The following is an 18,532-nucleotide window of genomic DNA, read 5'->3' as shown; positions in this document are numbered from 1 at the left end:
CTCCGCGGCACCCCCCCCCCGAACCCCGCGCGGCCCCCCCCCACCCCGCCCCCCTTCTGGGGGGTCAAACAATTTCTTTGTGGCTGGGCCTCCCCCGGGGGGCCCCCCCCGGGGCCCCCCCCCGACGGAGACCCCAGCACAGCAGAGGACCGGACTGCACGAAGGGGAAGCCATGACAGCGACGACCGACGGAAGCACCGGGGCCGCGAACCTCCGCGCGGCCCCGGCCAGCGATCCGACCGAATCGACCAACACCGCGGACGACATCCTGGCCGTCGCGCGGCACGCCGCGGAACGCTCGGTGGAGCACCTCCTCGGCAGGCAGGACGAACAGGGCTGGTGGAAGGGAGACCTCGCCACCAACGTCACCATGGACGCGGAGGACCTGCTGCTCCGTCAGTTCCTGGGCATCCAGGACCCGGACACCGTCAAGGCCGCCGCCCGCTTCATCCGGGGCGAGCAGATGGGCGACGGCACCTGGAACACCTTCTACGAGGGGCCGCCCGACCTCTCCGCCACCATCGAGGCGTACGTCGCGCTGAGGCTGGCCGGCGATCTCCCGGACGACCCCCACATGATCCGCGCGGCGGGCTGGGTCAGGGAGCAGGGCGGCATCGCGGAGTCCCGGGTCTTCACCCGGATCTGGCTCGCGCTCTTCGGCTGGTGGAAGTGGGACGACCTGCCCGAACTCCCGCCCGAGCTGATGTTCTTCCCGAAGTGGGTCCCGCTCAACATCTACGACTTCGGCTGCTGGGCCCGCCAGACCATCGTGCCGCTCACCATCGTGTCCGCGAAGCGGCCCGTACGCCCCGCCCCGTTCACCCTGGACGAGCTGCACACCGACCCTGCGTGCCCCAGTCCGCCCAAGCCCGCCGCGCCGGCCGCCAGTTGGGACGGAGTGTTCCAGCGGCTCGACCAGGCGCTGCACCTCTACCACAAGGTGGCCCCGCGCAAGCTGCGGCGCAGCGCCATGAACGCCGCCGCCCGCTGGATCATCGAACGCCAGGAGAACGACGGCTGCTGGGGCGGTATCCAGCCCCCCGCGGTCTACTCCGTCATCGCCCTGCACCTGCTCGGCTACGACCTCGACCATCCGGTGATGCGGGCGGGGCTCGAATCGCTCGACCGGTTCGCCGTGTGGCGTGAGGACGGCGCCCGCATGATCGAGGCATGTCAGTCCCCGGTCTGGGACACCTGCCTCGCCACCATCGCCCTCGCCGACGCGGGGGTGAGCCCCGACCATCCGGCGCTCGTGAGAGCGGCCGACTGGATGCTCGGCGAGGAGATCGTGCGGCCCGGCGACTGGTCCGTACGCAAGCCCGACCTGGCACCGGGTGGCTGGGCGTTCGAATTTCACAACGACAACTACCCGGACATCGACGACACCGCCGAAGTCGTCCTGGCGCTGCGCCGTGTCCGACACCCCGACCCCTCCAGGGTCGAGGCGGCCATCGCACGCGGAGTGCGCTGGAACCTCGGCATGCAGTCACGCAACGGCGCCTGGGGGGCCTTCGACGCGGACAACACGAGTCCGTTCCCCAACCGGCTCCCGTTCTGCGACTTCGGAGAGGTCATCGACCCGCCGTCGGCCGATGTCACCGGACACGTGGTGGAGATGCTCGCTGTCGAGGGACGGGCGCACGACCCCCGTACCCGCCGCGGAGTCGAGTGGCTCCTCGCCGAACAGGAGGCGAGCGGCGCGTGGTTCGGACGGTGGGGCGTCAACTACATCTACGGCACCGGCTCCGTGGTGCCCGCGCTCATCGCCGCCGGGCTGCCGGCCGGGCACTCCTCGGTGCGGCGGGCCGTCGAATGGCTGAAGTCCGTCCAGAACGACGACGGAGGCTGGGGCGAGGACCTGCGGTCCTACCGTGAGGAAAAGTGGATCGGTCACGGTGCCTCGACCGCCTCCCAGACCGCGTGGGCGCTTCTCGCCCTCCTGGCCGCGGGGGAGCGGGAGAGCAGGCCCGTGGAGCGGGGCGTCGCCTGGCTGTCCGAGACCCAGCAGCCGGACGGGTCCTGGGACGAACCGCACTTCACCGGGACCGGCTTCCCGTGGGACTTCTCCATCAACTACCACCTGTACCGGCAGGTGTTCCCCCTCACCGCACTCGGCCGGTACGTCTACGGTGACCCCTTCGCCACCGCTGAGGGTATCGGCGCGGGCACCGGCAAGGGGGCCTGAGCCGATGGGGGCTCCACAGGAGCCGCCCGGCCCCGTCACGCCGCTGCTGATCGCCTGCGCCCTCGGCATCGAGCGCTTCGCCCTGCGCACCGGAAGGAGGGGTGGAGCCCCGGGCCCCGGGCCCGTGAGCATCATCAGGTCCGGGATGGGCCCCAGGGCCGCGGAGAACGCCGTCCGGCTCGCCCTGGGGCAGGACGGAGCCCAAGGCGCCGCGGTCATCGCCTCCGGCTTCTGCGCCGGCCTGGAACCCGGCATGCACCCGGGCGATCTGGTGGTGGCCGAGGAGACCCGGGACCACGGCGGCACCACCCCCTGCACGGGCACCGGCCTGCTGGTCGACGCACTGGTCAGGGCGGCGCCCGGACGCACCGTCCACACGGGCCCGCTGAACGGCTCCGCGCATGTGGTCCGGGGTCCGGAGCGTGCCTCGCTCCGGGCCACCGGCGCCATCGCGGCGGACATGGAGTCCGCCGCCACCCTCCGCACCGCCGTACGGACGGGGCCACGCCCCGTTGCCGCCGTACGGGTGGTCGTGGACGCTCCGGAGCATGAGCTCGTCCGCATCGGCACGGTCCGCGGTGGAATATCGGCATTCCGTGTTCTTCGTGCTGTCCTTCCGGCTTTCCATGAATGGCACCGATCTTTGCTGCTCCCCAGGAGGTGAGCCCAGATGGCCATGCCGCTCCGTCAGTCCATCAAGGTTGCGACGTATCTCTTCGAACAGAAGCTCCGCAAGCGTGAGAAGTTCCCGCTGATCGTCGAACTGGAGCCCTTGTTCGCCTGCAATCTGGCGTGCGAGGGCTGTGGGAAGATCCAGCATCCGGCCGGCGTGCTCAAGCAGCGCATGCCGGTCGCCCAGGCGGTCGGGGCGGTGCTCGAATCAGGCGCCCCGATGGTCTCCATCGCCGGTGGCGAGCCGCTGATGCACCCGCAGATCGACGAGATCGTGCGTCAGTTGGTGGCGAAGAAGAAATACGTCTTCCTCTGCACCAATGCCATGCTGATGCGTAAGAAGCTCGACAAGTTCACCCCGTCGCCCTACTTCGCCTTCGCCGTGCACATCGACGGACTGCGCGAGCGGCACGACGAGTCGGTCGCCAAGGAAGGCGTCTTCGACGAAGCGGTGGAGGCGATGAAGGAGGCCAAGCGGCGCGGCTTCCGGGTCACGACCAACTCGACCTTCTTCAACACCGACACCCCGCAGACCGTCATCGAGGTGCTGAACTTCCTCAACGACGAGATGAAGGTCGACGAGATGATGATCTCGCCCGCCTACGCCTACGAGAAGGCCCCCGACCAGGAGCACTTCCTGGGTGTCGAGCAGACCCGCGAGCTCTTCAAGAAGTCCTTCGCGGGAGGCAACCGCAGCCGGTGGAGGCTCAACCACTCCCCGCTCTTCCTGGACTTCCTGGAGGGCAAGGCGGACTTCCCCTGCACGGCCTGGGCGATCCCCAACTACTCGCTCTTCGGCTGGCAGCGGCCCTGCTACCTGATGAGCGACGGGTACGTCCCCACCTACCGGGAGCTCATCGAGGACACCGACTGGGACAAGTACGGCCGCGGCAAGGACCCGCGCTGCGCCAACTGCATGGCGCACTGCGGCTACGAGCCCACCGCGGTGCTCGCCACCATGGGGTCGCTGAAGGAATCCCTGCGAGCGGCACGGGAGACGATCGGCGGGAACCGGTGACGTCATGAAAAGCCGCCGGCCCGGCCTCTCGCGGTGCGCCGCCCCTCGGGGCGCATCCAGGCCGGGGCGGCGGCGGTCGGCGGGGGACGCACCCGTGCCGGTGCGGGGGACGGGACCCACCGGGACCCCGCCGTGACCGTGAGCCGACAGCAGGAGCAGAGAGAGGGGCGCGGGCGTGACGCTGCTGGAATCCATCAAGGGGCCGCAGGACCTCAAGTCACTGAGCCGACCGGAACTCGGCCAACTGGCCGAGGAGATCAGGGCGTTCCTCATCCGGGCGGTCGCGAGGACCGGCGGTCACCTCGGCCCCAACCTCGGCGTGGTCGAACTCACCATCGCCCTGCACCGGGTCTTCGACTCGCCGGTGGACCGGATCCTGTGGGACACCGGGCACCAGAGTTACGTCCACAAGCTGCTGACCGGGCGGCAGGACTTCTCCAAGCTGCGCGGCGAGGGCGGCCTCTCCGGCTACCCCTCCCGCGAGGAGTCCGAGCACGACGTCATCGAGAACTCCCACGCCTCCACCGTGCTCGGCTGGGCCGACGGCCTCGCCAAGGCGGACGAGGTGCTGGGCCGCAGGCGCCACGTCGTGGCGGTCATCGGAGACGGGGCCCTCACCGGCGGGATGGCCTGGGAGGCGCTCAACAACATCGCCGCGGCCAGGGACCGCCCGCTGATCATCGTGGTGAACGACAACGAGCGCTCGTACGCCCCGACCATCGGCGGGCTCGCCGACCATCTCGCCACCCTCCGCACCACCGACGGTTACGAGCGCTTCCTGTCCTGGGGCAAGGGGGTGCTCCAGCAGACACCGGTCATCGGCCAGCCCCTGTACGGGTCGCTGCACGGCGCGAAGAAGGGCTTCAAGGACACCTTCGCGCCGCAGGGCATGTTCGAGGACCTCGGCCTGAAGTATGTCGGCCCGGTCGACGGACACGACACCGCGGCGGTGGAGGCCGCGCTGCACCGGGCCCAGCGCTTCCACGGCCCGGTGCTGGTGCACTGCATCACCGAGAAGGGACGTGGCTTCGCGCCCGCCCTGGCCGATGACGCCGACCGCTTCCACACCGTCGGCAGGATGGACCCGCTGACCTGCGAACCCCTGGTCGTGCCCGCCGCGCCCTCCTGGACATCGGTGTTCGGCGACGAGATCGCGGAGATCGGCGCCGAGCGTCCGGACGTCGTCGCGATCACCGCGGCGATGCTGCATCCGGTCGGGCTGACCCGTTTCGCGGAGGAGTTCCCCGACCGGATCTGGGACGTCGGGATCGCCGAACAGCACGCGGCCGTCTCCGCGGCGGGGCTGGCCACCGGAGGCATGCACCCGGTCGTCGCCGTCTACGCGACCTTCCTCAACCGGGCCTTCGACCAGCTGCTGATGGACGTCGCCCTCCACCGGTGCGGGGTGACCTTCGTGCTGGACCGGGCCGGCGTCACCGGGGCCGACGGCCCCTCGCACAACGGCATGTGGGACATGTCGGTGCTCCAGGTCGTCCCGGGTCTGCGGATCGCGGCCCCGCGCGACGCCGACCGGCTGCGTGAGGAGCTGCGCGAGGCCGTCGACGTCGACGACGCGCCGACCGTGATCCGGTTCCCCAAGGAGTCCGTGGGGGAGCCGGTCGCGGCCGTCGGGCGGATCGGCGGGATGGACGTCCTGCACCTGGCCCCCGGCCCCGACGTCCTGCTGGTGGCCGTCGGCGTGCTCGCCCCGGTCTGTCTCCAGGCCGCCGACCTGCTCGCCGGATCAGGAATCCGCTGCACGGTCGTCGACCCGCGCTGGGTCAAACCGGTCGACGAGCAGTTGCCCGCGCTCGCGGCGCAGCACCGGCTGGTGGCGGTCGTCGAGGACAACAGCCGGTCGGGCGGGGTCGGCTGGGCCGTCGGGCAGGCCCTGCGGGACGCCGGCGTCGACGTACCGCTGCGGACGTTCGGCATCCCCGAGCAGTTCCTCGCGCAGGCCGGGCGCGGTGAGGTACTCGCCCGGATCGGGCTCACTCCGGTGGAGATCGCCGGAAGCATCAGCGCGGCGCTGGAGCGCCGCGCGGCAGTGGGAGAGCGGAACATGCCGAAGGAGGACGGGGCATGAAGGACGAACAGCCGGACTTCGATCTGACGCGGCTCATCGAGGAACGGGGGGCCGAACGCTACGAGCTGCACACCCGGCACCTCAACCACCAGCTGCCGCGAATGCTCCGCACCCTCGGTTTCGACAAGGTCTACGAGCGGGCCGAGGGCGCGCACTTCTGGGACGCGGAGGGCAACGACTACCTCGACATGCTCGCCGGCTTCGGCGTGATGGGGCTAGGCAGGCACCACCCCGTCGTACGCAAGGCGCTCCACGACGTGCTGGACGCCTCACTGGCCGACCTCACCCGCTTCGACTGCCAGCCGCTTCCCGGACTGCTGGCCGAGAAGCTGCTGGCCCACAGCCCGCACCTCGACCGGGTGTTCTTCGGGAACAGCGGTACGGAGGCGGTCGAGACCGCGCTGAAGTTCGCCCGCTACGCCACCGGCAAGCCGCGGATCCTCTACTGCGACCACGCCTTCCACGGACTGACCACCGGCTCGCTCTCCGTCAACGGCGAGAAGGGCTTCCGCGACGGGTTCGCACCCCTCCTGCCCGACACGGCCATCGCGCTCGGCGACCTCGACGCGCTGCGGCGCGAGCTGAAGCGTGGCGACGTGGCCGGGCTGGTCGTGGAGCCGATCCAGGGCAAGGGCGTCCACGCCTCACCGCCCGGCTTCCTGCGCGAGGCACAGGAGCTGCTGCACCGGCACAAGGCCGTGCTCATCGCCGACGAGGTGCAGACCGGGCTCGGCAGGACCGGTGACTTCTACGCGTACCAGCACGAGGAGGGCGTCGAACCCGACCTGCTCTGTGTCGCCAAGGCGCTCTCCGGCGGGTACGTCCCGGTCGGAGCGACGCTCGGCAAGGACTGGATCTTCAAACGTGTCTACTCCTCGATGGACCGGGTCCTCGTCCACTCCGCGAGCTTCGGCTCCAACGCCCAGGCCATGGCGGCCGGGCTCGCCGTCCTCGCGGTGATGGAGCAGGAGGAGACCGTCGCGAACGCCCGTCGCACCGGTGATCTGCTGCGCGAGCGGCTCGCCGCGCTCGTCGGCCGTTACGAGCTGCTGCACGAGGTGCGCGGCCGGGGGCTGATGATCGGCATCGAGTTCGGCCGGCCCTCCTCACTCAAGCTCCGCAGCCGCTGGACGATGCTGCAGGCCGCCCGCAAGGGGCTCTTCGCCCAGATGGTGGTCGTGCCGCTGCTCCAGAAACACCGGATCCTCACCCAGGTCTCCGGTGACCACCTGGAAGTGATCAAGCTGATCCCGCCGCTGGTCATCGGGGAGCCCGAGGTCGACCGATTCGTCACCGCCTTCACCGCCGTCATGGACGACGCGCACAGCGGCGGCGGGCTGATGTGGGACTTCGGCAGGACACTGGTGAAACAGGCCGTGGCCAACCGCTGAGGTTGCCTCTGAGGCAAATTATTTGCCTCAGAGGAAAAATCCTGGCCCAATGGAGGCATGAATCCTCCTGACGGAGGGGTGGCCGACGAGCTCCCGGGGGTCGCGCCACGCCTGCGCGACCTGCGCCGCAACCGCGGCCTCACCCTGGAGAGCGCGGCGGGACGGGCGGGACTCTCCCCGGCCCACCTCTCCCGGCTCGAAACGGGCCGCAGGCAGCCTTCGCTGCCCATGCTGCTCGGCCTCGCCCGGGTCTACGGTACGACCGTCTCCGAGCTTCTGGGCGAGATGCCGCCCGAACGTGACGCGATCGTCCGTGGCGGCCCGCCCCGCTCCACCGAAGCGGGGGGCTGGCTCTACCGGCAGGCGGGCGGGCCGGGCCGCGCCATGCAGGCGCTGCACGTCCGTGTCCCGTACGGCGCGGAGGGCGACCTCGTGCGCGTCCACCCAGGAGAGGAATGGCTCTACGTCCTCGACGGAAGGCTGCGGGTCGTTCTCGGCGAGACCGTGCACGACCTCGATCCGGGTGACAGCGCGCACTTCGACTCGCTCACCCCGCACCGGATCGCGGCTCCCGACACCGGTGGGGCGCGGCTGCTCTTCGTCCACACGCTCCTGCAGAGCCCGGTCGCAGAGCTGTGTCCGGGCAGCGGGATCCACCGGCTCTGATCCCGCACACCCACACCGCGCGCCCCCTTCGTCAGCCCGGCCCGAGCGGCCGGAAGAGAGGACTGTCATGTCCGATTCGGAGTATTACGACCCGCTCACCCCGCGCAGGCCGAAGAGCAAGGACACGCAGGAGCGGCGGATGCCCCGCGGCGTCGTGATCCGGCTCTTCGCCTACCTCGTGGCCGGACACGTCATCGCGGCCTTCCTCTTCCTTCTCTTCACCGTGGCCGGCAAAGGATGACGGCCGGCGTCACGCACCCTCGACGAGTCGCTCACGCAGCTTCGCGCGGGTCCCGTCGCTGATCTTCAGGCCTTCCCGGAGGTAGCGGTCCGTGCCGCCCCAGACCTCGTCGATGGTGTCGAACGCCGCGGCGAGGTATTCGGCCTGGGCGCCGAAGAGCGGATTGAGCAGCTCCATCACCTCTTCGGACATCCCTGCCGATGAGGTGTCGCTGCGGCGCACCTTGTAGCGGCGGTGCGCGTCGTTCGACTTGAGGTAGTCGGCCTCGATGGCCTCCCTGCCGACGCCGACCGCGAGCAGGGAGACCGCGATCGACAGGCCCGCCCGGTCCTTGCCCGCCGCGCAGTGCATCAGCGCCGGCACGCTGTCCTCGGCCAGCGCGTGCAGCACACGGCTGTGTTCGGCGGTGCGGTCCTTGATGATCGAGCGGTACGAGGCGATCATCCGCTCCGTCCCCTTGCCGTCGGCCAGGATCGAGCGCAGCTGCTGGATGTTCCCGTCGCGCACCAGCCGCCAGAACTCAGCGCCGTCCGCCGGGTCGGAGAGGGGAATGCTGACATTCCGGACGCCGGGCAGCTCCACGTCGAGACCGTCGAGCTTGTGGTCCGCCGCGTTGCGGAAGTCGAAGACCGTGTGGAGGCCGAGCCCCGCGAGGAAGGCGGTGTCGGCCTCCGTGGCGTGGGCGAGGTGACCGCTGCGGTAGAGGCGCCCGTACCGCACGGTGCCGCCGTCGACGGTCGGAAGCCCGCCGACGTCGCGGAAGTTGCGGACACCGGTCAGGCTGACGTCCGTCGGCTCGGGGCCGACCGGCGGGACCTCTGGCAGCTGCGTCACAAGGGCTCCTGGAGTGTCGGGCGTCGGCGCCGCTCGCCGACGGGGGCACGCCCGCGACGATACGACATGCCTGCATCGGGCAACTGCCGTGGTTCTGGTCTCCGCGAGAGAACGGCGATCACGTCATGTCCGTATTGGTGTATTTAGCAGAACATGCCCCGCTTGCACGGGAGATGGGATGGGGCGGGTGAGCGGGATCATATCCGTGACGGTGCGTGGCGAAGATGCCGGGGGGTATTCCGGACGCCGTGCGGAAAGCCAAGATCCGTAATCCACGGAGTGTGACGGGAATTCCGTGCCGGAAATGAAGCACGGATTCCGGTTCGGAATCCGCGGCTTGTTCGCGACGTCCCGGCTCGCTTACGGTCACGGTCAATCCGGACGGAACGCCTAATCCTGCCGCCGCCCGGAATCCGCACCGACTCACGTGTGGCAGGAGCGGGGGAACCAGGTAAGCCGCCGGCCGGAGGGATCCGGTACGGCTCGGGGTGAAGTCGCGCACCACGCGGCCGGACATCTCCAGTCCGAACCCGACAGCTCACCTCGCAGGCGCCGGAGAGGAAAAACCCATGCCCGCAAAAGGCAAGCACCGCCGTACGAAGACCGGCCCGATCTCCCGAGGCGTCCTTGCCGCAGGGACCGGCGGCGCCGTTCTCGCCCTCCCGCTGATCGGCGCCACCGGCGCCCACGCGGCCGAGCAGTCCGCACCGGCCGCCAAGTCCGCCGCCGCGCACAGCGCCCCGGCGGCCGCGAAGAGCGCCCCGAAGACCTACTCGGTGGTCTCCGGTGACTACCTGGCGAAGATCGCGGGCGAGCAGAAGATCAAGGGCGGCTGGCAGAAGCTGTACCAGGACAACCGCGACGTCGTCGGCGAGGACCCCGGCCTGATCCTCCCGGGCATGAAGCTGACCCTCGGCGCCAAGGCGTCCGGCTCCGCCGAGACCACGCCCTCCAAGTCCGCCCCGTCGGCTGCGAAGAAGGCCGCCCCGGCCGAGAAGAAGGCCGCCCCGGCCGAGGCGACGTCCGCCCCGGCGGCGAAGACCGCCGACTCCTCCGCGTCTCAGGAGAGCACCGGCTCCGGCTGGGCCGCCCCGGTCGAGAACGCCAACGTCACCACCCAGTACCGCGCCTCGGGCGCCAGCTGGTCCAGCGGCTACCACACCGGCTCCGACTTCCAGGCGGCCTCCGGCACCAGCGTCCGGTCCATCGGCCCGGGCACCGTGGTCTCCGCGGGCTGGAGCGGTTCGTACGGCAACGAGGTCGTCATCCAGCACAGCGACGGCATGTACTCCCAGTACGCCCACCTGTCCTCGCTCGAGGTCTCGGCCGGCCAGACCGTCACCGGCGGCCAGCAGATCGGCCTCTCCGGCACCACCGGCAACTCCACCGGCCCGCACCTCCACTTCGAGGTCCGGACCGGCCCGAGCTACGGCTCCGACGTCGACCCGATCGCCTACCTGCGCTCGCACGGTGTCTCCATCTGAGACCTGCCGGCCGAGGGCTGAAGGAGAGGGGCGGTGCGCGCTTGCGCACCGCCCCTCTCCTTATTCCGGCTTTACCAAAAACTGACCGGGTGGTCTTTCTCACCACCCGTCAACCCCTTATTACGGTCGCGTAGGTCACAATCGAAGGTGCAAGATAAGCCCTTGTGGCAGACGATTCGAGAAACAAACAACGAGGCATCATCGGGTCGTACGCAGCGATTGGCGACAGCTTCACCGAGGGCGTCGGAGACCCCGGCCCCGGCGGGACCCTCGTCGGCTGGGCCGACCGGCTCGCGGTGCTCCTCGCGGACCAGCTCCCGGTCCCCGACGCGACGGTCGCCCCCGCGGACGACACGCACGGCAACTTCCGGTACGCCAATCTCGCCGTACGCGGACGGCTCCTCGACCAGATCGTCGAGGAGCAGGTCCCCCGCGCCAAGCAGCTGGCACCCGACCTGGTGAGCTTCTGCGCAGGCGGCAACGACATCCTCCGTCCCGGCTCCGACCCGGACGACGTGGCGGAGCGCTTCGAGCGTGCGGTCGCCGACCTGACGCAGGCGGTCGGCACGGTCATGGTCACCACCGGCTTCGACACCCGAGGCATCCCCGTGCTCAAGCACCTGCGGGGCAAGATCGCCATGTACACCGCCCACGTCCGGTCCATCGCCGACCGCTACGACTGCCCGGTGCTGGACCTGTGGTCCCTGCGGTCCGTGCAGGACAGGCGGGCATGGGACAACGACCGGCTGCACCTCTCGGCGGAGGGGCACACCCGCGTCGCGCTGCGGGCCGCACAGGTCCTCGGCCTCCAGGTGCCGGCCGACCCCGACCAGCTGTGGCCCCCGCAGGCACAGCGCGGAGCGCTCGAGGTCCGCCGCGACGACATCCAGTGGGCGCGTGAATACCTCGTCCCGTGGATCGGCCGCCGACTGCGCGGGGAATCCTCCGGCGACCACGTCGAGGCCAAGCGCCCAGACCTGCTGCCGCTCTGACCGCTCGGCCGGTGACCCCTCCTCAGGGGCCGGCCAGGGGGAGCGGACGCCGGGCCGGGCCCGGCGGAACGAGCCCGTCCGATGCGGCCTCCCGCACCGGACGGGCGGGTATCCGCTCCAGTACCCCGCCTGCGAAGACGTCGTACAACGGCAGCGTCTCCAGGTGCACATAGCCGATGTGGCAGTCGCAGACACCGAGCGGGCAGCCGCGCGGGCGGAGCGCGCTCCGATAGCTGTCGTCATAGAGATTGCCCAGCTCGGCACGGACGAAGTGACAGCGCCGCACCGTCCCCTCGCCGTCCACCGAGATCACCGACTCACCGGTCCGGCAGGGCAGGCCGGCCGAGCGGTGCGGGTGCCTGCTGTACGCGAACAGCGGGTCCAGAGCCGTCCAGCGGGCCGCCTGTTCGTCCGTGTAGGTGTGCCCCTCCGCTGCGTTGACCCAGAGATACACCTCGGGCGGCAGCGCGGACCGCAGCCTTCGGGCCTCCTCCAGATGCTCGTCGAGACCGACGACCCCCACGCTGTAGCGGACACCGAGCGCCGTCAGCTCCCGGCACCGGCCGAGAAACCGCTCGTACGGCGTCTGCCCCGGGTGGTACGTGCACCACAGGGCGACCTTGTCGCGGTCCGCGTCGGCCAGCCAGCCGGTACGGCCGCTGAGGTTGGTCTGGATGGCCACCCGGCCGGTGTGCTCCAGCCGCGACAGATCGACGAGCGCCTTCCGGTACCAGGACCGCACCAGGCCCTCGCCCCACGGGGTGAACAGCACCGACAGACGGTCACCGGTCTGGGCGGAGGCCCACCCGGTGAACCGCTCCAGGGCCGCACGGTCGGACCGGAGCTGCTCGACGCTGTCCCGCCGCTTGGCGAACGGGCAGTAGGGGCAGTCGTAGTCGCACGAGGCGAGCGGGCCCCGGTAGAGGATCGTCAGGTCCAGGGGTGCGGCGGGCGCGTCGCTCATCGGCCGGTTCACTTCGCCTCGTAGGCGGCCATCGCGGCCCGCACCGCCGGGGAGAACAGCTCCGGTCCCAGGGCGTCGGAATGGGCCAGACCCTCGGGTGAGAGGCGCAGCAGCGCAGGGCCCGATGCCTCGTCCAGCCATCCGCGCGCCGAGAAGAGCTCCAGCTCGGCGGGGAAGTCCTCGTACGGACCGGTGCCGAAGCGCTCTCGGTACTCGGCGGGCCGCATGCCCTCGGCCTGGAGAAGTGACTGGAGCAGGTGGCGCCTGCGCGCCTCGCCCTCGTCGACGTACCGGCCGACCTCCGCCCGGGAGAAGTCCTCGGTGGTGGTGAAGCCGTCGATGATGCCCCGGATCTCCCGCATCTCCACCGCGTAGTCGAAGGAGTAGTGCAGGGAGGAGGTGTACGAGCGGGCCCCGCAGCCGAGCCCGATCATGCCGTCGGTCTGGCACGCGTAGTCGTCGGGGCCCGCGTGCGGCGCGTCCGCGCGGCGGAACATGCGCATCGACACCTGCTCGTAGCCGTGGGCCAGCAGATGGTCGCGACCCGCGCGGTACAGCCGCAGCCGCTGTTCGTCCCAGGCGCTGTCCGGGCCTCCCGGTGTCTCCGCCCCGGCACCCAGCCGCCCGAGCCCGGTCAGCGGGCGCACGTACAGCGGGTAGAGGTAGAGCTCCTCCGGGCGCCAGGCCAGGGCGGCGTCCAGCGAGGTGCGCCAACTGGCCTCGGACTGGCCCTCGATGCCGTAGATCAGGTCGATGTTGAGGACCGGGACGCGGGCATCGCGGATGCGGCCGAGAGCCGCCTCCACCTCGGAGCGGTGCTGCGGGCGGACCGCGGCCCGGGCCTCGGCGTCCACGAAGCTCTGCACACCGATGCTGATCCGGGTGGCGCCCCGGTCGGCCAGCACGGACAGCCGGTCCGCGGTCGCCGTCGACGGCGAGGTCTCCACCGACAGGGGAACCGCCCTCAGATCGGCGCCCATCCGCTTCTCGGCGATGTCACAGAGGCGCTCCAGCTCTCCGGCGGTGAGGAAGGTGGGAGTGCCGCCGCCGAACGCTGCGGCGGCGAAGCGCACCGGCTCCTCGTCGCCCAGCGCGTCCCTGACCGTGGTGGCCTGCCGGTCGAGCGCGTCGAGGTAGCGCGTCGTCAGCTCCTCGGGGGCACCGATTCGGGTGAACAGATTGCAGAAGCCGCAGCGGACCTCGCAGAACGGTATGTGGAGGTAGAGGGAGAGCGCGTCCTTGCGCTCCGCCGCCCAGAGCTCGCTGAGCCGCGGACGGCCGGCGGGGTGGTCTCCGAGCGGGCGGTAGGCCGTCTTGTGCGGATAGGCGTAGACGTAGCTGAGGTAAGGGCTGGTGCTGTGTGCGGAGACGGTCATCGGGACGCCCCAGGTTCGAGGAAGAAGTGGGCATAGGGCACGGTCCATACGGCTTCGTGACCGATCCGGTGGCCTGTGTAGCCGTCATCGCCGTATGCGGTGCCGTGGTCGGAGCAGACGATGGCGAAACACGGACGTCGGCTGCTCGCCGCCGCGAAGAGGCGCCCGATGTGCCGGTCCACGTACTCCAGTGCCGCGGCGTGCGTGGCCATCGAGTCACCCGCCTCGGCGGTGGCGCCGGGTAGGTGGAACCAGTTGGGCTGGTGCAGCGCCGACACGTTCACGAAGAGGAACAGCCGCTGGTCCTCCGGAAGGCCCGCGACCACCTGCTCGGCGCAGGAGACCTGCGACTCGAAGGACGTCGGCGACGCGACACCGAACTCGGGCTCCCAGTGGCTCTCCTGGAACATGCCGGGCAGTACCGAGCCGAGAGGCGGGCGGCGGTTGAAGAAACCGACGCCGCCGACGCACACCGTGCGATAGCCCACGGCGGCCAGGCCGGAGAGCAGATCGGGGGTCTCATGGACGAAGGTGCCGTCCGCGGTCGACTCGCTGCCCGCGAAGCGTGCGGCGAACAGCCTCGGGTGGGGGCCGGGCGCGGCAGGCGTCGGCAGGAAACCGGCGAAGATCGCCTGGTGGGAGGCGTAGGTGAAGCTGCCCGGCGCATGCCTCTTCTCCCAGGCGCCGCCAGGCAGATGCCGGGCGAGATGAGGGATGCGCCCGGCCGCGGCCAGTTCCGCGGCCACGTCGAACCGCAGGGTGTCCAGGGTGACGAGAAGGAGATCGTGGCTGCCCACGATCGCGTTCATGTCGGGAGTCGGGGCGGGCGCAGGGGCCGGGGCGGTGACCGGAGCCCGGGAATCGCGGGACACGGGGTCAGGGGGCGTCGATGGCACGGTCGTTCCTTGTTCGGTCGTTGCTCGCGGGACGGGGCCTGCGGGTGTCGCCGCCCGCCCGGTCCTCGCGTGATGAAGAAGTCTCCAGTACGGCGGCGATCTGCGCGCCGTACGTGTCCAGGCCCTCCGCACCGCTGCCCGGCAGGCCGGTCAGCCGGGGGAGGAGGTCCCCGAACGCGTTCACCTCGCCGACGGCGAAGCGCCGCCAGCCGGCCGTGGGCAGCAGATCGACACCCACGCACAGGGTGTCAGGGAAACAGGCAGCTGCCCGCTCGCACATGGCCAGGGCGGCACTCCAACTGCCGCCCGCGGCCTCGATGTCCGCCCGCGCCCGGTCCAGATCGCCACGAGCCCCGCCCAGATGCAGATTGGTCATCGGGGACCGGCTGGTCCGGACGACCGCGTGGGTCGCCCGTCCCGCGACCACCACGACCCGGAGGTCGGCGGCCCGCCCCCGCTGGGAGGCCTTGGGCAGCCAGCGCTCGATGTGCAGTCCGTCAGGCGCCAGGGCGTCGACGAGGGCCGCCACCTCGCGCTCCGTCGTGCAGCGGCGCACCCGCAGCGAGTTGAACAGCCGGCCCTCCTCGTCCCGCTCCACGGAGGTGGCCGCCCGGACCCTGCCCGCGCCCGCCGTCTCCAGTGCCATCACCCCGGAGGCCGATGAACCGTGCGCGGGCTTCACGAACACTCTCGGCATGCGATGGTCCGACATCAGCCGGCGCACGTCCGTCCAGCCGCGCACAGGGACCACACCGGGACCGGAGGTCGGGGACTCGGGCACCGGCACCCCCGCAGCGTCCAGGGCGCCGTGACAGAGCCGCTTGTCGAACATCACCGCGATGTCCTCCGGGCCGTCCAGCAGCACCGCACCCGCCGCCGTGGCCGCCCGCGCCACCTCACGCACGGCAGAAGTGAAGCGCGCGTACCAGCGGGCCGAGCCCTCGACCCTCGTGGGATCGTCGGCCCCCCGCAGGAGCCGGTCCACCTCGGCGTCCTCACCGGGCGAATCGATGCGGACGGTCTCCCCAGGAAGGAAGGCCGCCTGCCCGCGCAGCACCTCCAGCCAGGAAACCGTGCGCGCGGCGGGCAGCCCGGCGGCGCGCACGGCGTCCTGGAGGAGACCGACCCTGCGATTGGCGGGAATGCCCACGACCGCGAGGCGCGGCGCCCGGCCACGCGTCCCGGGTCGGAGGATGTCGGTCATGGCGGCGTCACTCCGCGACCGCGGTGTAACGCCCCTCGGGGCCCCGGCCGTCCCACGGCTCGCAGCGCCCGGACACGTCGACCACCACTCCGTGCGGCTCCAGGGCCTCCGCGAGGCGTCGCTCCATCGGCTCGGTCAGGAAGTGGTGGTGCAGGTCCAGCGAGGTGAGATGGGTGAGCGGCTGGCCTTCGAGCAGCGCCGACGCGCCCTCGTCGCCCAGCGTGCCGTTCGACAGGTCGAGCGTCCGGAGCTGCGCGACGACCGGCGCCGAACCGATCGCGACCGCGATCTCGTTCTGCAACTCGCTGTTGCGCAGGCCCAGGTGGTGCAGCCGGGGAAATCGATTGCCGCCGAGCAGGGGCGCCAGATCCGGGACCACCGCGTCGCCCCCGTAAGCGGAGACGCCGAGCCAGAGGTCCAGACGCTCCAGGGCCGGCAGCTCGCTGCCCAGCACTCCGCGCAGGGCTTCCGCGGGCAGGCCGCCGCTCTCGATGGTGAGCGCGCGCAGCGCTTCGTGCCCGACGGGCGGGAACACCAGGCCGGTGCCGCCGCGTATGCCGAGATGGGTCAGCGCCGGGAAGGCGGTGAGCAGAGCGGTGACATCGGACTGCTCGATCCATGAGATCTCGGCCTCCTCCGCGACGAGATCCCCGACGAAGACGGCCTTGAGCGAGGTCAGCCGGTCCGCCGCGGCCACGACGAGCCCGATGGGGTAGGCGGAGTCCTCCTCGTACGACTCGCCCCACTGGCCGATGATCAGGGCCTCGACGCCTGACGGGTCCACGGCTTCGAGGAAGGCGTGGAACTCCTCCTCCCAGGTGCCGTCGTCCTCGTACGGTTCGACGCTGACGCGCCAGGCCGCGGCATCGGCCGGGGGACGGGGCGCCCCCTCGTCCTCGCGCCGGAAATCGACGGCCGGAAGGCCGAGCAACTCGTGCAGACGGTCCGCGTCGGACATGACACCGATCTCCTGATGCTGGGGAGGGCTGATGTCCGCAAGGTTTATCAAGCGGCACTGACATCGGAGCGACCGGCCCCGGACAGCCGTCGATGTCAGACCCCTCTCGTAGCGTTTTCCCTGTGACCGGCGCAGTGGGTGCCGGGGCGTGAGGGGAGACGTCTGTGTACCGGCAGGGCGACGTACTGATGGTGGCGCTGGAGGAGTCGGACGTGCCGGCGCACTTCCTCGACGCACCGGGCGAACCGCGCGACGGGCGGGGGAGGCTGGTCCTGGCACTGGGTGAGGTCACCGGCCACGCCCACGCGGTGGTGGGGCCGGGCCGGCTGGTCCGGGAGGCCGGACCGTTCGGCCCGATGCTGCTCCATCTCCCCGAGGGCGGACGCGTGGTCCACGAGGAGCATGCCGTGATAGTGCTGCCGAAAGGCTGGTTCCGCGTCGTGCGCCAGCGTGAGTACGCCCCGGGCGCGGTCCGGATGGTCGCGGACTGACCCTTCGGGGGATGCGGAGGTCCAGTGATGTGGGGTCAGGAAACAGGAACAGGGGACGGGGAACACCGATGCAGTACGTGAACGCGTGGCGGGCCGTGGCGGCGGCGACGGGCAGGGCCGACCGTGGCGCGGCCGAGGACGGGGTGCGGCTCGCCTACCGCAGCGCGGGGCTCGCGGAGCCGGAGCGCATCATCTGGGCCGACTCGCCCAGGGCCGCCGTCGAGGTGGTGGAGAAGCTGCACGGCGCCGGACGCTCCGTGCGCGACGAGGTCCGCACCCGCCCCTGGGCGGAGGAACGGCGCCGGATGTACGACGAGCTGGGTCCGGCCGGCTGGTCCGCCCTGTGGTCCGCCACCGGCGCCCAGTTGTGGGAGACCACCGCCGCACTGGCCGAGCGGATACGGGCGGCGATCGTCGCCGGACTGACCACGCGGCCCGAGGACGAGGCCGACGTCCGCCTCGTACTGCTCGACGCGGTCCTGGGCCAGCACGACGCGGCCTGGCTGGCCGCCTTCGACGGCCGTGGAGACCGCCTGACCGGACTGGCGGACGTCGCCAGGAACGCCGGCTGGTGGTGGCCCTACGAGCACGCCGTGGTGATCAGCGAGCGCCCCGCGGAACTCCACCGCGACGAGGCGGGACGGCTCGACCGTGGTGACGGGCCGGCCCTGGCCTACCCGGACGGCTTCGCCCTGTACGCCTGGCGCGGCATGCCCGTGCCGGCCGAGTTCCTGGACGGCCTGGCAAGCCTGACCCCGGAGCGGATACGCGCCGAGGAGAACGCGGAACTGCGCCGTGTGATGCTCGAGTACTACGGCTACGACCGCTACCTCTCGGAGTCGGGCGCGGAGCCGGTACACCGGGACGAGACCGGCATCCTCTGGCGCATCGCGATGGAGGGCGACGAGGACGTCGTCATGGTCGAAGTCGTCAACTCCACCCCCGAGCCCGACGGGACGCACCGCGTCTACTGGCTGCGGGTGCCGCCCAGGACCCGGACCGCGAAGGAGGGCGTCGCCTGGACCTTCGGGATCGAGGGAGATGCCTACGCCCCCGTGCGCCAGACCTGACCCG

17 protein-coding genes and 1 riboswitch are annotated in these 18,532 nt (G+C 71.1%); of the genes, 11 read left to right on the top strand and 6 right to left on the bottom strand.

Features of this window, described 5'->3' with window-relative positions:
- Positions 1-172 precede the first annotated feature (172 nt).
- The 7 genes from shc (at position 173) to AB0P41_RS31040 (ending at position 8,259) form a co-directional block, all read left to right on the top strand.
- On the top strand, positions 173-2,185 hold the full coding sequence (gene shc, locus AB0P41_RS31070; protein WP_365935463.1) for a squalene--hopene cyclase: 2,013 nt from the start codon (positions 173-175) through the stop codon (positions 2,183-2,185).
- A 4-nt stretch (positions 2,186-2,189) separates the two neighbouring features.
- Entirely contained in the window at positions 2,190-2,849 is a 660-nt protein-coding gene (locus AB0P41_RS31065; protein ID WP_356717062.1) for a 1-hydroxy-2-methyl-2-butenyl 4-diphosphate reductase, read from the top strand.
- Positions 2,850-2,855: 6 nt separating this feature from the next.
- Complete coding sequence (gene hpnH, locus AB0P41_RS31060) at positions 2,856-3,875, top strand: adenosyl-hopene transferase HpnH (protein ID WP_099177424.1); 1,020 nt, start codon at positions 2,856-2,858, stop codon at positions 3,873-3,875.
- Between the two features lie 175 nt (positions 3,876-4,050).
- Positions 4,051-5,961: a 1-deoxy-D-xylulose-5-phosphate synthase gene (gene dxs, locus AB0P41_RS31055; protein ID WP_365935460.1), complete on the top strand. Its 1,911-nt coding sequence runs from the start codon at positions 4,051-4,053 to the stop codon at positions 5,959-5,961.
- Positions 5,958-7,352 (top strand): aspartate aminotransferase family protein, encoded by a 1,395-nt coding sequence (locus AB0P41_RS31050; RefSeq protein WP_365935459.1) that lies wholly within the window; start codon positions 5,958-5,960, stop codon positions 7,350-7,352. Before dxs ends, AB0P41_RS31050 begins: the two co-directional genes overlap by 4 nt.
- Before the next feature lie 57 nt (positions 7,353-7,409).
- Complete coding sequence (locus AB0P41_RS31045) at positions 7,410-8,018, top strand: XRE family transcriptional regulator (RefSeq protein ID WP_356717068.1); 609 nt, start codon at positions 7,410-7,412, stop codon at positions 8,016-8,018.
- A 67-nt stretch (positions 8,019-8,085) separates the two neighbouring features.
- Positions 8,086-8,259 carry a DUF6126 family protein gene (locus AB0P41_RS31040; protein ID WP_365935457.1) on the top strand — a complete coding sequence of 58 codons (174 nt, stop codon included), beginning with the start codon at positions 8,086-8,088 and terminating at the stop codon, positions 8,257-8,259.
- A 9-nt stretch (positions 8,260-8,268) separates the two neighbouring features.
- Here the strand turns inward: AB0P41_RS31040 and AB0P41_RS31035 are convergent, their stop codons facing one another.
- Entirely contained in the window at positions 8,269-9,093 is an 825-nt protein-coding gene (locus AB0P41_RS31035; RefSeq protein WP_365935454.1) for a tyrosine-protein phosphatase, read from the bottom strand.
- Between the two features lie 406 nt (positions 9,094-9,499).
- Positions 9,500-9,660: riboswitch (cyclic di-AMP (ydaO/yuaA leader) on the top strand.
- A gap of 2 nt (positions 9,661-9,662) precedes the next feature.
- Here AB0P41_RS31035 and AB0P41_RS31030 point away from each other — a divergent pair.
- Together AB0P41_RS31030 and AB0P41_RS31025 are read left to right on the top strand one after the other, a co-directional pair.
- Positions 9,663-10,577, top strand: coding sequence for a LysM peptidoglycan-binding domain-containing M23 family metallopeptidase (locus AB0P41_RS31030; RefSeq protein WP_365935452.1), 915 nt, complete (start codon positions 9,663-9,665; stop codon positions 10,575-10,577).
- A gap of 164 nt (positions 10,578-10,741) precedes the next feature.
- Positions 10,742-11,569, top strand: a complete 828-nt coding sequence (locus AB0P41_RS31025) for an SGNH/GDSL hydrolase family protein (protein WP_356717076.1) — start codon at positions 10,742-10,744, stop codon at positions 11,567-11,569.
- A gap of 22 nt (positions 11,570-11,591) precedes the next feature.
- On the opposite strand, the gene AB0P41_RS31020 is transcribed toward AB0P41_RS31025, so the two are convergent.
- The 5 genes from AB0P41_RS31020 to AB0P41_RS31000 all read right to left on the bottom strand — a co-directional run bounded on the left by AB0P41_RS31020 (position 11,592) and on the right by AB0P41_RS31000 (position 16,967).
- Positions 11,592-12,509 carry an STM4011 family radical SAM protein gene (locus tag AB0P41_RS31020; RefSeq protein ID WP_365935470.1) on the bottom strand — a complete coding sequence of 306 codons (918 nt, stop codon included), beginning with the start codon at positions 12,507-12,509 and terminating at the stop codon, positions 11,592-11,594.
- A gap of 32 nt (positions 12,510-12,541) precedes the next feature.
- On the bottom strand, positions 12,542-13,909 hold the full coding sequence (locus AB0P41_RS31015; RefSeq protein WP_356717077.1) for an STM4012 family radical SAM protein: 1,368 nt from the start codon (positions 13,907-13,909) through the stop codon (positions 12,542-12,544).
- A complete protein-coding gene (locus AB0P41_RS31010; protein ID WP_365935449.1) occupies positions 13,906-14,718 on the bottom strand; it encodes an STM4013/SEN3800 family hydrolase in 813 nt (270 codons plus the stop codon). Before AB0P41_RS31010 ends, AB0P41_RS31015 begins: the two co-directional genes overlap by 4 nt.
- Positions 14,719-14,785: 67 nt before the next feature.
- A complete protein-coding gene (locus AB0P41_RS31005; protein ID WP_365935447.1) occupies positions 14,786-16,009 on the bottom strand; it encodes an STM4014 family protein in 1,224 nt (407 codons plus the stop codon).
- Positions 16,010-16,016: 7 nt separating this feature from the next.
- Positions 16,017-16,967 carry an STM4015 family protein gene (locus tag AB0P41_RS31000; RefSeq protein ID WP_356717082.1) on the bottom strand — a complete coding sequence of 317 codons (951 nt, stop codon included), beginning with the start codon at positions 16,965-16,967 and terminating at the stop codon, positions 16,017-16,019.
- A gap of 164 nt (positions 16,968-17,131) precedes the next feature.
- On the opposite strand from AB0P41_RS31000, the gene AB0P41_RS30995 reads away from it, so the two are divergent.
- Positions 17,132-17,458 (top strand): hypothetical protein, encoded by a 327-nt coding sequence (locus AB0P41_RS30995; RefSeq protein WP_365935445.1) that lies wholly within the window; start codon positions 17,132-17,134, stop codon positions 17,456-17,458.
- A gap of 68 nt (positions 17,459-17,526) precedes the next feature.
- On the top strand, positions 17,527-18,528 hold the full coding sequence (locus AB0P41_RS30990; RefSeq protein ID WP_365935443.1) for a DUF6745 domain-containing protein: 1,002 nt from the start codon (positions 17,527-17,529) through the stop codon (positions 18,526-18,528).
- Positions 18,529-18,532: the final 4 nt, after the last annotated feature.

Source organism: Streptomyces sp. NPDC079167, assembly GCF_040686735.1.
Classification (GTDB): domain Bacteria; phylum Actinomycetota; class Actinomycetes; order Streptomycetales; family Streptomycetaceae; genus Streptomyces.
This window is presented reverse-complemented; position numbering and strand designations above follow the sequence as displayed.

Bases quoted from the DNA above. Each gene is read 5' to 3' on its own strand.
- AB0P41_RS31045 (WP_356717068.1), top strand. From the start codon at position 7,410: ATGAATCCTCCTGACGGAGGGGTGGCCGACGAGCTCCCGGGGGTCGCG.
- AB0P41_RS31040 (WP_365935457.1), top strand. From the start codon at position 8,086: ATGTCCGATTCGGAGTATTACGACCCGCTCACCCCGCGCAGGCCGAAG.
- AB0P41_RS31005 (WP_365935447.1), bottom strand. From the start codon at position 16,009: ATGACCGACATCCTCCGACCCGGGACGCGTGGCCGGGCGCCGCGCCTC.
- AB0P41_RS31030 (WP_365935452.1), top strand. From the start codon at position 9,663: ATGCCCGCAAAAGGCAAGCACCGCCGTACGAAGACCGGCCCGATCTCC.
- AB0P41_RS31015 (WP_356717077.1), bottom strand. From the start codon at position 13,909: ATGACCGTCTCCGCACACAGCACCAGCCCTTACCTCAGCTACGTCTAC.
- AB0P41_RS30990 (WP_365935443.1), top strand. From the start codon at position 17,527: ATGCAGTACGTGAACGCGTGGCGGGCCGTGGCGGCGGCGACGGGCAGG.
- AB0P41_RS31050 (WP_365935459.1), top strand. From the start codon at position 5,958: ATGAAGGACGAACAGCCGGACTTCGATCTGACGCGGCTCATCGAGGAA.
- AB0P41_RS31000 (WP_356717082.1), bottom strand. From the start codon at position 16,967: ATGTCCGACGCGGACCGTCTGCACGAGTTGCTCGGCCTTCCGGCCGTC.
- hpnH (WP_099177424.1), top strand. From the start codon at position 2,856: ATGGCCATGCCGCTCCGTCAGTCCATCAAGGTTGCGACGTATCTCTTC.
- AB0P41_RS31010 (WP_365935449.1), bottom strand. From the start codon at position 14,718: ATGAACGCGATCGTGGGCAGCCACGATCTCCTTCTCGTCACCCTGGAC.
- shc (WP_365935463.1), top strand. From the start codon at position 173: ATGACAGCGACGACCGACGGAAGCACCGGGGCCGCGAACCTCCGCGCG.
- AB0P41_RS31065 (WP_356717062.1), top strand. From the start codon at position 2,190: ATGGGGGCTCCACAGGAGCCGCCCGGCCCCGTCACGCCGCTGCTGATC.